Raw genomic sequence first — 14,980 nt, forward strand, 5'->3', positions numbered from 1 at the left:
TGGAGGATTTATGATTGTAATAAGACCAGAAAAATATAAGCAGTTGGGTGAGTCTGAAAACTGTGATTTTGTGCTACTGACGAATAGTGAATTCTCCGACAAATTTGAAATATCAACGGAGAATGACTATCTATCGAAAAAAATAATAGCTTGCGATACTCCAGAAAGCTTTCATGACATTTTGGATCATCAAAAATTAGCGCGTCAAACCCATTTCCTTGTCATTTCTCCTCATGCTTTATTCTCTTCTCCACCGGCAGAGAAAATTGCAGAGAAGTGTAAAATTATTTCAATGCCTTGTAACTCAACAGAAATATTTTTAGAAGATATAAATTATTTCTTAGAAAAAATGGAATTGACAGATCCTGATGCTCAAAAAGCTTGGGCGGATCACTTCTTTGATCATGTCGAAGAATCTGACCACATCCAGTTTGTTGATAAAAAGAATGGTTGCGAAGCCGTCTTTCTTCATGACAGTGATGAATATTGCTGGTTTGAACAATTGGGCCGTCTCAGCTGGGGAGAGCAGCAATTTGTGCCGTCTGGTGAAATCAGCGTATTGCCACTGTTCCATGGAAACTACAATGCGGAAAAACGGTTAAATATACAGGGCGAAATTGCTTTTCGTGGGTATCCCATTGTTAACAATGGCTCCGTGTCTTTTTTAAGAGAAGACCAGAATAGAATTTTTGATGCATTAGAATCGCTTTATGAAATACCGATTATTGCGACCGTCGAGAACGGCATAATTACTTCATTACGTAGTGATATCGTAAACCATCCCGCGATTGTGATGTTAGAGAAGTTATTTGATATTGACTCGCGCTACAGAATTATTTGGGAGATTGGCTTTGGGACCAATCAGGATATCTATTTTCAGAAAGGAAACCGTTCACCCAATGAATGTTATGGCGGTAGCAATGGTACTGTCCACTGGGGGCTGGGCTTAACGCCGTGGACCCAATATCACATCGATATTATTTGTCCGGACACTGTCGTCTATACGTCAGACGAAGTCATAATTGCCGGTGAAATTAAAGAGAAAAAGTCCCTGAGACGTGTGAAATCAGCAGGCTGTCCATGTATTAGTTAATACGCGGAAAAATCGACCTTAAATTGGATTTTGAAGGTGGCACAATGGAATGTAATTCACTGTCACAGTTCAGTACTGTGCTTGAAAAGCTCAAAGACAATGCGGAGAGAACACCAGATAAGCTAGCTTTGAATGGTGATTTAGGGTCTGTATCTTATACCTTACTGGAAGCGCAGTCTGAACAGCTGGCGTCTCAACTGATTAGAGATAAAGGGATCCGAGCGGGGAATATTGTGCCCCTCGTCGCTGGACGAACAAATAATAGCTTGATCTGTATGCTGGCGCTGTTAAAGGTACGAGCCGTTGTTTATCCGATTGAGGTAACAAATTTCAACGCGGATACTCAGAAAGCCTTGATGAATGACTCTGAACTTTCTTTTTCAGACACATTATTTGCATCTGATCTGGGTATAACACTCGAGCAACTCGTTTTGGGAGCAGAGACGAACGATTTACCTGAAACGGGTATTGAATCGGGGGGATTTCTTTATTTCACATCCGGCAGTACAGGTAAGAAAAAACCTGTGTTTGTCAGTGCTGAAAACATCAGCCAGCGTATTGCCAATACAACCAGAGATTTGGGGTTCGACTGTTACCTGAAGACACTCTGGTGCTGCAGTGTTTCATTCGACATCTCTCTTTTCGTGACACTTTCCACACTATATTGTGGTGGTACTATCATCACTCCACGACACGTATATCTGAATGAAATCTCCGGTTATCTGAATACCATCAAGCAATACAACGTCAACTTTATTAATCAAGTGCCTTCCTTCATTCAGGCGCTTTGTGAATTTTCTGACTTTGAAGAAAAGGTAAAACTAAAATATCTGTTTCTGGGCGGAGATGTTTTAACGAAAGATGTGCTGATGCAAACACTGTCCTGCTTTGATGCTGATGTGGTTGCGAATATCTATGGTCCGACTGAAACAACCATGCTTGCGACTCACTATGTTATCGATCAGGAAAATTATCACAATCTGAACAGCTTGCCGATTGGCAAACCTTTCAGCGGTACAGTCATTGAAATTCTTGATGAGGACATGCAGCCCATGTCATACGGTGAGGTCGGTGAAATTTATATTCGCGGGATCGGTATGTGCCGGTATCTGAATCATGATAACAGCAGCTTTATCACTTGTGACTCTGGGACTGTGGCTTATCAGTCTGGCGATTTCGGATATATTGATTCCAATGGTGACGTTGTTTTCGAAGGGCGACGGGACGATCAGGTCAAAATATCCGGTGTCAGGTTAAGTCTTTCGGAAATCGAGAATCATATCTTAAAGGACAATCACCTTGTAGGTCGTGTCCGTATTGCTAAGCTTTCCGGTGATATAAAGGCGGTCTTAAATACTGACTTACTCGTATTTTATATTCTTGCTGACTCTGCAAAAGCAAGGCAAGTTCCTGTGTTTACAAATGTCATCCCTCCTTCTGTCAGATATCGGGCCATTCGTCTGGATAATTTTACTTACAATGAAAATGGAAAAGTGGCAATTAAAGAAATGATCGCGACTTATGCCCATTTTCTGAGTGAGCAAAAATCAGCTGTTCCTATATCTCATGATGATCCCCGGGAACAATTGGTTAAAACCATTCTGGGTATCGATCATTTTGACCATTCAAAATCCTTCAGGGAGTTAGGCGGTGCCAGTTTAGTGGCACTGAAGTTGAGAGCTGAGATGAAGAAGCAATTCGGCATTGAGATCAAGATCAGAGACCTCCTTACATCGAAGCAGTCGTTAAAAGAGTTGATTGGAGCTGTATCAGATGCATGACGTTTATGGCTCTTACACACCATGGCAGAAGGCACATCCTCAGCAGGCTGTGCTGTACAACATGTTTCTTGAAAATGCTGAGAAGTGTGATTTATATAAAATCAGTCAGCTTTATCAGGTACATGATTGTACTGTGGAACGGCTAAGTAAATCTATTCAGAAAGTCATTTCTGATTTGCCGATGCTGGGTGCACGATTCAGATGCACAAATGATGTTGTGGAAGTGTGTTTTGCCAATCGGTATACACCTTCGGTTGAGCAGAGACAAGTTAGTGAAATATTGTCGTCGCATTCGTTTACCCGAGCAGATATAGAACAGGGTGAGCTGGTCAAAGTATCGGTCTGGCCCGGAGAAGACTGCTGTCAGTTTATTCTGTCCATTCATCACATTGTTTGCGATGCACGCTCTGTTGCGTATATTGAGGCTCAGCTTGAAAAAGAGCTGTCAGGTAAACTAGGGCTGTCCACAGCATCGGCGGATCTCGCGCGTTATCAGGCCTACACCAATGAAGTTATTGCCTGGCATGACAGTGAGGAGAAAGTGGTACAGCTCAGTTACTGGCGGGAGCAGCTAACGAACTATAAATCGGACTTAACCTTGGTCAATCTAGAAAAACAGATCGATCGGGCTGACGATGCCGCTTTTTCTTTTGCGTTTCAACTTGGGGAGCCGGCAGTGCATCGGTTTAATCATGTGGTTGAATCTGCTGAAGTTACGCCTTTTATTCTGATGCTGGCGCTTACTGAGATTTTTCTTGCCAGACATTTTGATCAAGAGAAATTTATTCTGAATGTAAGTCTGGACCAGCGTAATTATTGGAACGCGTCCACAGATGTCGGATTATATTCAAGTTATCTGCCCGCATGTTGTTATGTGAAACCTGAGCAGCATTTTGATGCTCTTCTTGCTCAGGTCCAGGATGATTTCTATGAAGGACTGAGTAACGGGAAAGTCTCACTTTTCGATCTGATTATTGAGTCTGAAGTCGATGTAACACGGGCTTCTGCACTGCTGGAATTTACGGAAAGTGCCGGGGTATACGGCGCTTTGGAATATCTAAGTTCTTTCAATGAGAAAACTGATTTTCCGTTGGTGATTTCAGCTAACCGAACGGCTTCTTCATTGAATATTAAAGTGGAGGGGCGAGCTGACCATTACCAGAATGAATCAAGATTTCATGGAATGTGTCTGGCTTTTCAACAGCTGATTGAGAAATCATTGTTACACCCAGATACCAATGTTGCAATCAGTAAAATAAATAACGACGTTTATCAAAAGACGAAAGAGCAGTTGTCATTTCACCGTCAGCCCAGTCATCTCATCCGTGAATTTGAAAAGGTCGTACAAGAATATAACCAGTGTCCGGCAATCCGGTTTGAGCAGGAAATTTATACGTTTGACTGGCTGAATCAGAAAGCGAATCAGATTGCGAGAACATTAATTAATGCTTTTGAGATTCGGCCACATGCAACGATATGTATTCTGGTAGAACGTAGTGCCCTGTTACTGCCGATTATCATCAGTATTCTCAAAACCCGAGCCCAGTATGTACCGCTGTCTCCGTATGATGGAGAGGCGCGGTTACGTAGACAGCTTGAGCTTATTCAACCGGATCTGGTAATTACTAGCCAGGTATTTGAAGGAATGCTGAATGGCTCCTGCTCTGAAGTCATTGTCACGGATCGGGCGTTATTTGAGTCTGATGAAAGTTCTGAGAATCTGGCGCTGGCATATTCTCCAGAGGACATTGCATATACAATTTTTACGTCGGGCTCAACGGGGATGCCGAAAGGTGTGGTCGTTCCTCATCAGGGCATAACCTATACAGTGCTCTACCGTCAGCATTACTATAGTCTGGATAGCAGTGATGTCATTCTTCAGTATCCATCCGTGTTTTATGACTCTGCAGTCAACGACTATTTTTCTACCTTACTGTCTGGCGCGTCGCTGGTGTTGTTTCCTGACAATGACAGAAATGATGTGGCCGCATTAGCCCGGTTGATCAAAAATCATCAGGTTACCCATTTCATGATGGTCCCTGCAATTTATTTAGCCTTGTTAGAAAGCCACTCCGGTAGCCTGAAAGGAGTCAGACAGGTTGTTTTATGCGGAGATAATCTCAGCATATCTTTAATTCACCATCATCAGAAGAGTCTGCCGGAAACCGAGGTTTATAACGAATATGGCCCGGCTGAAACGTCAGTTTGGAGTACTGTTTATCAGTTTGGTCCTGAAGATGATGAGGTGCTGATTGGCAAAGGTATTGCGCATCATTTGGTTGATATTATTCATCCAAAGTGGGGGCTTTGTTTTGACAATGAAGTCGGTGAAATTTGTGTTAGTGGTCCGGGGCTTGCGCAAGGATATTTGAGAAATCCGGTGGTAACGGAAGAGAAATTTGTCACCCATCCGATCCACGGACAAAGAATGTATCGGACTGGTGACCTGGCGTACCGTAATATGGCTGGTGAATTGCGCTTTGTCGGACGGGTTGATAATTTCGTGAAAATAGCCGGAGCTGGCGTTGAATTAGAAGAGGTCGAGCGGGTTGTTGGCGAAACACTTGCAGTGAATCGTTTTTATCTGGTTCATGTTGAAGGAGACGACAATATTGGAACGTTGCTGTGCCTGTATGAGTCGGGGACGAACACCGAATTATTGAATCGTGGGCGGTTAAAGACATTTCTCCCTGCCCGAATGGTCCCTACACATTACATTGACATTGCTGAGATTCCGTTGTCGGTAAATGGAAAAGTAGATAGGAAAGCCTTAAAGCGTATTGCACAGGATTATCTGGACTCGCTGGTTCAAACAGCTGCATTCTCGGCAGCGGATCAGCTTCAGCAAATCTGGCACAAGACGCTGGGCAACGTGGAAATCTGTGAGACTACCAGTCTTTATGACTTGGGGGCATCGAGTTTGGATTTCATCCAGTTGTCAAAGGATCTGAATGAATCACTGGCTCATCCTATTCCACTGAGAGAATTGATGACGCATTCAACCTTCAAGGAATGGTTATCACTTTATGAAGCGGCAACAAAGAATCGTCAGACTCATTCAACAGCCTGTGATGTCTGGAGCGCTTCCGCTTCGGCTTGTCGTTATCTGGTAACGAGCTTACTCCAGCAGGACAAATCAATCTTCAATATTCTGGATTACTGGAAGCTTGATAGCGAATGTCCGGTAGCTTGTCTGAGTTTGGCTTGTCAAGCGGTTATCCGTCAGCATGACATTCTGTCTTCTGCATTTCTGTTTGAAAAAGGAAGGATCACAAGTAAGCCTGTCACCGTTGATATCGACCAGATTTATCAGGAACTAGAGATTCAGGAAGGTTCGCTGGAAGACGCGCTCAACCGAATATTCAAGAGCAGCTTATCTCTGTCAACCCAACTCTTTCAGTTTTATTTATTGCACTACGGTACAGAACGATATTTCGTTATGTTAATTCATCATGCCATTGCGGATGTTTTCAGCATTGACAGAATCATCGCGGATATCGAAAGGCATGTTTTTGCTGCCAGCGCAGTGGAACACCGTGATTTAGCGGCACACGGTGAACATCATGCAATCGATGCAACGTATCTCCGTGAGGCCGAGCAGTACTGGGAGCAGAATCCTGCAGGGGAGGAATCTTACCTGCTGAACTTGCCTGTAGACTTTCCCAGAGAACAAAAAAGTGGGGCGGGCAGTGTTTGTCATCATGTCCTGACCGGCTTAAGACGTGTAGTCGCTTCTGCTTCCTTGCGTTACCGAACCACCGAATTTAACGTGCTGTCATCGGCTCTGGCTTTGATGTTAAGTGACATAACCCAGTCTTCACGGGTGTCGTTTGGCTTTCCATATAACATCCGCCGCTTGCTCAATAGCGAGGAAGTCGGCTGCTTTTTAAATCCGATCCCAGTCGCAATGGATATCGAGGTGCATACAACAACCGATCAGGTCATTCACGCTGTATCTGAGACCATTGCCGACAGCATGGCCTATGGCGCGTATCCGTTCGAACGGATTATCTCGGGCAAAGGTATCAAGTGGTCTAAAGGGCGTTTTCCGCTGTTTGATGTCGGCCTGACGCTAGAGTCGTTGGATCGACCAGAAATACCGAGCTCAAAATATTTTATCAAACAATCATTTACTCCTGATCGCGTGTTTTCTCAAAATGACTTTTGGTTCTATATCAATTTTGAACAGGACGATATCGTGCTGGATGTTTTGTTTGATTCTTCACTGTATCGCGAGGAAAGCATTGCACATTTCATTGCAGTGTTTTCCCGAAAGCTTTATGAAATTGTCAGCCCTAATCAGGTCGCGGTGTCGTTATTATGAACTCAGTTAGCCAAAGTTGCTTACTTCAGTCTCTGGAAAGTATTGCGGCTAGGTCTTGTCAGAAAATAGCGGTCATCTACCAGAATCAGGCGGTGACTTACTCCGAATTGTATACCTTGGCAGATCTGTATCGACATCGGCTCCATCGCTGTTCCCCCGGTAGTGATTATGTCTATCTGTATCTGGATAAAGGCATTGAACTAATCGCTGCAATTCTGGCTGTGATTCAATCGGGCCGGGCATTTATCCCGGTGGATGCCAATACGCCGTTGCTCCGGCTGAATCAGATTCTGGATGATGTGGCGGATGCGTTTGTACTGACAGAAAAACGTCTGGCAGCCAATATTGATAGCCGGATTCCTTTTGACTGTCTTGACCAAGCAATAGAGGGAAAGGACACATCTCTGTCGCGTAAAAAAGCCACAACAGACCGTTCAAGTTGTTATGCCATTTATACATCGGGCAGTACCGGCCGTCCCAAAGGCGCCATTATTTCTCATCAGGCATTGTTGAATGTGATTGAGCAGTCGATTGCTGATATGACGATAGAGAGTGACAGTAAAATTCTGCAGTTCTCCTCGATTGGATTTGATGTTTCGGTGTGGGAAATTTTTACATCACTGTTGAGTGGCAGCACCCTTGTGATCGCGACCAATGAGCAGCGTTATGATTTGGACGGCCTTCAAACACTGATTCATGACAAGGCGGTGGATACGACCTTTTTTATGTCGACTTTCTTAACTCATTTGCAGCCTGAGCAATTTCCAACCATTAAAACGGTGGTAACCGGCGGAGAGATGTTTGGTGAAAAGATTGTGGAGCAGTGGGCCGATGATAAGGCGTTGTTCTACGTGTATGGTCCCACCGAATGTGCCATTTTCCAGTCCATTGTGCCATGTGAGAAAAATGGTTCATCGGTGCCCACGGTCGGACACCCGATTGCCAACATGCGTTTTCATCTTTACGACGTTGCCGAGAACGAGCGGGATGTCTTTGAATTGGGGATCTCGGGGATTGGCGTCGGACTCGGCTATTTGAACCGGGAAAAACTGACGAAAGAGAAATTTGTTCAGGATCATCAGGCTGGCGTGATTTATCTGACGGGGGATCTTATCAAAAGGCGCCCAGACGGTGAGTTTGATTTCTATGGGCGCAAGGATCGGCAGATCAAGATACAGGGGTATCGGGTCGAAATCGGAGAGATCGAAAAAACTGTTCTTCGGCAGCCGGGGGTTGAATCGTGTTGTGTGGTCGTCGTGGCGTTAGCACAGTCTAAACTACTGTATGCCTATATTGTATTAGTCGCGGATTCAGGCGTGACTGAAGCCAGTCTGTTAGACGCATTAAAAGAAGCATTGCCCGGATATATGATCCCCGCTCAGATCGAGCTTATGGACCGTTTGCCTAAAAATCAGAACGGCAAGATAGATAGGAACCAGCTCAAAGCGCAGGCGACTGAAACACTGCGGAATCATTCTACACGTAGTTCGAAGGTGCTGACAGAACATGAAGCCATATTGGCGGCATATTGGAAGAAGCTGTTGAAGGTTGAAACCGTCAGTCAGGAGGATGATTTCTTTCTGTTGGGGGGCACCAGCGTTCTGGCCATTCGGCTGGTCGCGGAACTTTCCGGTTATGCGCTGAAGTTTTCAGATATTTTAGAGCTGCGAACCTTAGCCAAAATGGCGGAGAAAATGGTTTCCTTTGTTCCCGTGACTGAGGCTGCAACAGCAGTGAATATGCAAACCGAAAAGACAAAAGCGACCCATACACAGGCAAGCATTTGGTTTGCCTGCTTGAGCAGCGAACGGACTGATATTTATGATCTCAGCTACGCCTATCAGCTTCAAGGCAATATCGATTGTGCACTCTTGCTGAAAACCCTGACAACGCTGTTAAACAAACATGAATCATTGAGAACATCCTTAAGGCTTGAGGGGGAAAACGTCCTCCTCAGGGTCGGAGAAGCAAACATGATCCGGCAGTACGATCTGTCCGGTGAGTGTGCTGAAATTGTACATCAGCGGGTTGAAGAAGCCTTGAGACAACCGCTAGATATTGAACATGACTCTTTCTCTGCGGTTGATATTTTTGATACCGGTGACGAGATTTTCCTGGTGATGAAAGTGCATCACACCATCTACGACGGCTGGTCACATGATGTTTTCCTGAAGGAGCTGGAGTCAGTTTACTTGGGTTATTGTCATGGAGACGAGTCTGCAGCGGTTGAGGGCGCATTACCTGTTGCGAGTATCTATCAGCCTAAAATGGTTACGGATGCAGAAAGAGAGGACGCTTGGCTCTATTGGCGTCAGATTTTAAGCCATGGCGCAGTGGCAACCGTGCCTGCCTGTACTGGGCAGACATCGGTCCCAAGCGGGTATGGCGGTCAGATCTCCCGAAAGCTGGATGATAGATTAGTTGCCTCAATACAACAGTTTGCATTTGACAATAAACAGACCCTTTTTGTGGTGCTGACATCTCTGGTGCAACTCGTGATCCGGAGTTACAGCATCAGTGAGCAGGTGCGATTAGGGACGGTCCGGGCAAACCGTGAACAGAAGGCACATCTTCATCAAATTGGCTTATACGCTGAGACATTCTTGCTAAACAACGTGATCACTGAACAGAGTTCTCTGCGTCATGTGGTCAGTGCGTGTGAGCGAAGCCTGATTGAATCAGCAAGGCATGATTGTATTCCATATATTGAGTTGGTTTCTGAATTTCCGTCCGCTGCAATCCAGTACTGGGTCACGGTTGTTGACCCCGAATTTGAACCGTTTCATGGAGAGGCTTCAATCCAATGGAAAAAGTTGCCTCTTCAGGTTGAAACAAACCTGTTTGATTTGAGTTTTATTTTTGAATCTGCAAATAACGATATTTATTTGAATTTAGTGTTTGCCAGAAATTTGTACTCAGAAGACAAAGTTTCAGAAATATTAGATCGGTTCGAACAGATCACTACATGCTTTCTGGAGGAACCTGAAACCAGTTTTTCAGCATTGTCTGCAAACTTCATGTTCTCTGTCCGGAATGAGTCTGCACATGAGTGATTTCACCAAACTTTTTAGGATTTGCGAATGTCAGTTTTTAAAAGTGTGCTAGAGCTATATTGTTGCTCGCCAAGTTTTCTCAGTGAACATCCTGCAATTTATACGGATAGCGGGGTGATGTCATATCGTGAATTAGAGTATCGGGCGAATGCTGTTCGGGAACTTTTATTCCGACATGGGGTTTGTCAGGGAGATATTGTTAGTGTTTGTTTGCCCAAATCTGCAGATGCAGTAGCGGTCATGCTTGGTGTTATGAAGGCTGGAGCGGTATATCACCCCCTTAATTTCGATGCACCGTCTGAGCGAAATCATCGGATTATGGCCGATGTGCAACCAAAGATCATCGTCCATACCGATAGTACATGCTGTTATACCAGAGACTATCCGGTGATCACTCTTTCAGTCGATCTTCCAAATGAGCATTCGAATCGAGATGCGCTCATTCATCCCAGAGATGTGGCTTATGTTGTCTCGACGTCGGGTTCAACAGGGCATCCGAATTCAGTTTTGATCCGTCATGAATCGATTGAAAATTATATTACCTGGAAGCTGGCGTATTACCAGTTTCATGCCGGGAGTATGAAATTACAGTTTGCTCCCTTGTCGTTTGATAGCGCAATCTCAGATATTTTCTCGATGTTGTGTTGTGGCGGTGCTTTGTATTTGGTTTCGGCAGACAAGCGTGCGAACTGCGACTATATCATGGAGCTGATCGGTCGGTATCCCATCACGTCGTTTGCCATTGTCCCAAGCCTGTATAAGCGCCTGTTGTGCTTTTCCGATGATGTGGTGCATTCGCTGGATACGATCACACTCGCCGGGGAAGAGGTCACGGCAGAGATATTGGCGGAGCACCAGCGTCAATTTCCAGATGTCAGAGTCGTGAATGAGTATGGTCCATGTGAGTGTACGATTGGGGTTGCTGCATCGGATGTCACGCATCACGCAGGTTCGGAAGCACCACCTATTGGCCGAGCCATTGCCAATACCGAGGTGTTTATCCGTGATGCAGAGCCGGATGAAGCCGAGCGATATATCGGAGAAATTTGTATTGCTGGTATCAGTGTGGGAAACGGTTATTTAGGCAGAGAGTCGGAAACACGTCTAAAGTTTCTGCACCATCCGGACACAGATGAACCATATTACTGCACGGGAGATCTGGGGTATGTGAATGCAGCAGGCGAGCTGGTATTTGCCGGCCGGAAAGAGCGTACAGTCAAGGTTGCTGGAAACCGTGTCAATCTTATTGAAGTTGAAACGGCCATGAATCAAGTACAAGGCATTTTGCAATCAGCCGTTATTTTCCATGAAGAGCGGTTAAAAGCACTTTGTGTGGCAGACCGAACTGTGGCATCTATTCGCCTCGCACTGTCCGAGCATATTCCGGACTATATGATACCTTCGGTCATTCAATTGTCGGACATTTTGCCGATCAGCCAAAATGGCAAGAAAGATTACCATCAGATAACGGATATATTCTCACAGCAGGTCAAGCAAATGGATATAGCTGATTTACGGGTCGAAAATGTCGTAATGCAGCACTGGAAAGCAGTATTAAATATTCCATCTTGCAGGTTAACTGACAACTTTTTTGATATTGGTGGGAATTCTCTCCTGTTTATCGATTTAATCATGGATATAACCAAAGCTTTTGATATCAGTATTGACCTTTCACAACTGCTGGAAAAGTTAACGCTTCAGGAACAAATATCCTACATTGAGAACTTAATAAAAGATAAATCTAAGGAAATAAATGAATAACGAAAATGCAATCAGCAAGAATAAAAACTTTCTGTTGCTGATACAAGGAATGTTTATCAGTGTATTTGGTGCACAATGTTACTTTATTGCCGAATCTCTGGTTGTAAAACATCATACGGAATCAGGTGTGATGGTCGGTGTTACGCTGGCACTTTCAGCCATTCCTTATCTAATCTTTGGGACGCTCGGTGGCGCCTTTGCTGATCGCTATAATAGAAAAAACATCATTGTATGGTGTGATGTCATTTCAGCACTGGCTGTGTTGAGTCTGGCTTTTGCGCTTTTTCTCGAAATAGATTTTTTGGTTGTCCCTTCAGTCATCCTCGCAGGAATTACACTGAATATTGTGATGTGTTTTTTTAACCCAGCGAGTCGGGCTATGATGCCAATGTTGGTGGATAAAAGTCAGTTATTGAAAGCCAATTCGTTGTTTAGAACGTTAAAGAATATTAGTGAAGTTCTGGGTCAGTCTTGTGCTGGATTTCTTTATACTTTGCTGGGTCCGGCAATGCTGTTTTTTATCAACGGGATCACCTATTTGTCTTCAGCTGCTTCTGAATCAAGGATTAAAGTTGCATCACCGGAACACGCTGCAGACGAATCGCAAGGTAAGCAGAGGCTTGGGGCACAAATAAAAGAAGGTTTTTCGATTGCCGCTAAAGTACCGGGTCTGTTAGCTGTGATTATCGCACTGGGTCTGATGGATTTATTTCTTGCGCCATTAATGACCTTCTTACCGTTTTTTGTTGAAAACTCTCTGGGTTTGAGCACTTATTGGTTCGGGATAATGTTCGCTGCGCTGTCTGTTGGCGCTGTTTTGGGAAGTTCTCTCAGTGGCCTAATCAAAATCCCGGAACGTATTGCTCCGGTATTGATCCCTGCATTTCTGGTCGGAACTGGTTTATCCCGATTATTCATGGGGCTTTCCGGAAGTCCTTGGCTGGTCTTTATCTGCATCCTGATGGAAACCGCGACAGCTGTTATTTTCTCCATTCGTGCAGAAGTGATTATTCAGAGTAATGTCGAGTCAAAATACCATGGTCGGGTCTTTGGGTTGCTGGGCATGGTTATGGGAATCTTTACACCTATCGGTATGGCGCTGGGCGGTGTACTGGTTGACTTAGCGCAGGAGCACTTGGCGGCATATATTACTGGCTCGGGGATAGCACTGACACTGATTGCTGTTTCATTCATGTTGAGTCGTAATTACCGGCAATTTTTCAAGGTTAAAAAGGATGAATCCGTCCAAAATGAGGAAGCAATTGTCTGAATATATGACTCGGCAAATGGAGCCGAAAATTCAAAACAACATTCTGTTTTTCGGTGGGATATGGCTTGTTACTTATCTCATTTCTGATACCGGATTGAAAAGGGGGGGTCAATGGACCATCGTGACTTAGGACTGAAACATTCGATATTTCAGCATATTGGGGAATACAGCATTGAAGCGCTGTTCCGAGTCTCTAAAGACTATGGAAAAAAGTACGGTGTGATCGGTGTTGAAAAAGGAGAGCTGATAGAGCGAGAGGTTTCCCGTCTTCAGCTTGAAACAGATGAGCGGCCAGTGATTGGTGACTGGGTTATTTGTCAGGAATTGCAGGGGGACGATGTAATTACTGAGCTTTTACCTCGTGAAACTCAGCTTGCTCGGACCCGCTCCAGCGGAACGCAGCAGGCAATCGCGGCCAATATTTCTCACATTTTCATTACGACCTCCATGAATGCTGAATTCAATTTGAACCGTCTGGAGCGATATCTGGTCCTAGCCAAAGCTTCGGGAGTTCAGCCGACAGTTGTGCTCACAAAGCGCGATTTGGTGGATGATCCGTCCGAGTATGTCAATCAAATTGCCCAGCTTGATCCAAGTCTGTTGGCACTACCGGTCAGTACCCAAACGGGTGAGGGACTCGATGAGTTGTTGTCCTTAATTCAAAAAACAGACACCTGTGTGCTGATTGGTTCATCAGGCGTCGGAAAAAGCTCGCTGATCAACTTCTTGCTTGGGGAGGAGGTACTGGAGACTCTGGACATTAGTGATGAAGGCGCTCGGGGGAGTCATACAACGTCGAATAGATTTCTGTTCATGCTCCCGACTGGCGGGCTGATTATCGATTCTCCGGGATTACGCCAAGTTGGCATCGGGGCATCGACGAAAAATGTTGAGGAAACCTTCTCCGATGTTGAGGCGCTGGCAGATGACTGCCGTTACCGCAATTGCACCCATGAGAAGGAAGAAGGCTGTGCTATTCAGGCTGCATTGGCTGACGGTAGTCTGTCCCCCAGACGTTATAAGTCGTATCTCAAGTTGATGACGGAATCACGCTATGCGGATAATCCTGAAGCATTTCAGCGCGAGCGACACAGACAGTGGCGTCAGGTGACCAAGAATCGAAAAGAAAAAGAGAAAGTTCTGGGACGCTACAAAGAATTTTAACCATTCCCGCAACTGTCTACTTTAGGTTTATCGGGTGGCTTCTGAGAGTGAGTACAGATGAAGCTTCTTTTGATGAAACCGCTTTACTAATTGAACAGAATGATGGAATTTACTTTAAAAATTTATAGCAATGACATTGCAGTCTACCGCCTGCCTGACCTCTCGGGCCTGTCATTCCCGGAGGATTGCGGATTTTTTAATTTATCCGTAACGGGTGATGAAATCTCGTTAATGTGTGATGTCCAACGGTTATCGCCTGAATACCAGAGATGGCTGGACCGAAAAGCGACATCCGTCAGTAAAGACTGGTTTTGCCTGAGAGTTAATGGCGATCTGCCTTTTGATATTGTCGGTGTGATTGCGACATTAACTGGTCACATCGCCTCGATAGGTATCAGTCAGTTTGCTGTCTGTACGCATGACCGAGATTATGTTCTGGTACCGAATATGCAGCGACATCAAGTGATCTCTCACTTAAAGGCGGTTGGATATCGCTTTGCCGATTGCGATCCAGTGTAAGTGAGGGATGAGCGC

General features: G+C 44.9%; 8 protein-coding genes. All 8 read left to right on the top strand.

Annotation, left to right across the window (positions count from 1 at the left end; translation table 11 throughout):
* Positions 1-10 precede the first annotated feature (10 nt).
* The 8 genes from OCU60_RS00770 to OCU60_RS00805 all read left to right on the top strand — a co-directional run bounded on the left by OCU60_RS00770 (position 11) and on the right by OCU60_RS00805 (position 14,965).
* A complete protein-coding gene (locus OCU60_RS00770) occupies positions 11-1,093 on the top strand; it encodes a hypothetical protein (RefSeq protein ID WP_074372319.1) in 1,083 nt (360 codons plus the stop codon).
* A gap of 44 nt (positions 1,094-1,137) precedes the next feature.
* Positions 1,138-2,874 carry a non-ribosomal peptide synthetase gene (locus tag OCU60_RS00775; RefSeq protein WP_074372318.1) on the top strand — a complete coding sequence of 579 codons (1,737 nt, stop codon included), beginning with the start codon at positions 1,138-1,140 and terminating at the stop codon, positions 2,872-2,874.
* Complete coding sequence (locus tag OCU60_RS00780; RefSeq protein WP_074372317.1) at positions 2,867-7,198, top strand: non-ribosomal peptide synthetase; 4,332 nt, start codon at positions 2,867-2,869, stop codon at positions 7,196-7,198. The genes OCU60_RS00775 and OCU60_RS00780 overlap by 8 nt, the downstream gene beginning before the upstream one ends.
* On the top strand, positions 7,195-10,251 hold the full coding sequence (locus OCU60_RS00785; protein WP_074372316.1) for an amino acid adenylation domain-containing protein: 3,057 nt from the start codon (positions 7,195-7,197) through the stop codon (positions 10,249-10,251). Before OCU60_RS00780 ends, OCU60_RS00785 begins: the two co-directional genes overlap by 4 nt.
* A gap of 27 nt (positions 10,252-10,278) precedes the next feature.
* Positions 10,279-12,012 (top strand): non-ribosomal peptide synthetase, encoded by a 1,734-nt coding sequence (locus tag OCU60_RS00790; RefSeq protein WP_074372315.1) that lies wholly within the window; start codon positions 10,279-10,281, stop codon positions 12,010-12,012.
* Positions 12,005-13,282: an MFS transporter gene (locus OCU60_RS00795; RefSeq protein WP_074372314.1), complete on the top strand. Its 1,278-nt coding sequence runs from the start codon at positions 12,005-12,007 to the stop codon at positions 13,280-13,282. Before OCU60_RS00790 ends, OCU60_RS00795 begins: the two co-directional genes overlap by 8 nt.
* A 111-nt stretch (positions 13,283-13,393) precedes the next feature.
* Positions 13,394-14,446: a ribosome small subunit-dependent GTPase A gene (rsgA, locus tag OCU60_RS00800; RefSeq protein ID WP_074372313.1), complete on the top strand. Its 1,053-nt coding sequence runs from the start codon at positions 13,394-13,396 to the stop codon at positions 14,444-14,446.
* A 99-nt stretch (positions 14,447-14,545) separates the two neighbouring features.
* Positions 14,546-14,965: an ACT domain-containing protein gene (locus tag OCU60_RS00805; protein WP_083602600.1), complete on the top strand. Its 420-nt coding sequence runs from the start codon at positions 14,546-14,548 to the stop codon at positions 14,963-14,965.
* Positions 14,966-14,980: the final 15 nt, after the last annotated feature.

The organism is Vibrio spartinae, assembly GCF_024347135.1.
Taxonomy (GTDB): Bacteria; Pseudomonadota; Gammaproteobacteria; order Enterobacterales; family Vibrionaceae; genus Vibrio; species Vibrio spartinae.

What these genes read in the sequence shown, in the direction of transcription:
- OCU60_RS00770 (WP_074372319.1), top strand. Translation starts at nt 11, where the DNA reads ATGATTGTAATAAGACCAGAAAAATATAAGCAGTTGGGTGAGTCTGAA.
- OCU60_RS00775 (WP_074372318.1), top strand. Translation starts at nt 1,138, where the DNA reads ATGGAATGTAATTCACTGTCACAGTTCAGTACTGTGCTTGAAAAGCTC.
- OCU60_RS00780 (WP_074372317.1), top strand. Translation starts at nt 2,867, where the DNA reads ATGCATGACGTTTATGGCTCTTACACACCATGGCAGAAGGCACATCCT.
- OCU60_RS00785 (WP_074372316.1), top strand. Translation starts at nt 7,195, where the DNA reads ATGAACTCAGTTAGCCAAAGTTGCTTACTTCAGTCTCTGGAAAGTATT.
- OCU60_RS00790 (WP_074372315.1), top strand. Translation starts at nt 10,279, where the DNA reads ATGTCAGTTTTTAAAAGTGTGCTAGAGCTATATTGTTGCTCGCCAAGT.
- OCU60_RS00795 (WP_074372314.1), top strand. Translation starts at nt 12,005, where the DNA reads ATGAATAACGAAAATGCAATCAGCAAGAATAAAAACTTTCTGTTGCTG.
- rsgA (WP_074372313.1), top strand. Translation starts at nt 13,394, where the DNA reads ATGGACCATCGTGACTTAGGACTGAAACATTCGATATTTCAGCATATT.
- OCU60_RS00805 (WP_083602600.1), top strand. Translation starts at nt 14,546, where the DNA reads ATGATGGAATTTACTTTAAAAATTTATAGCAATGACATTGCAGTCTAC.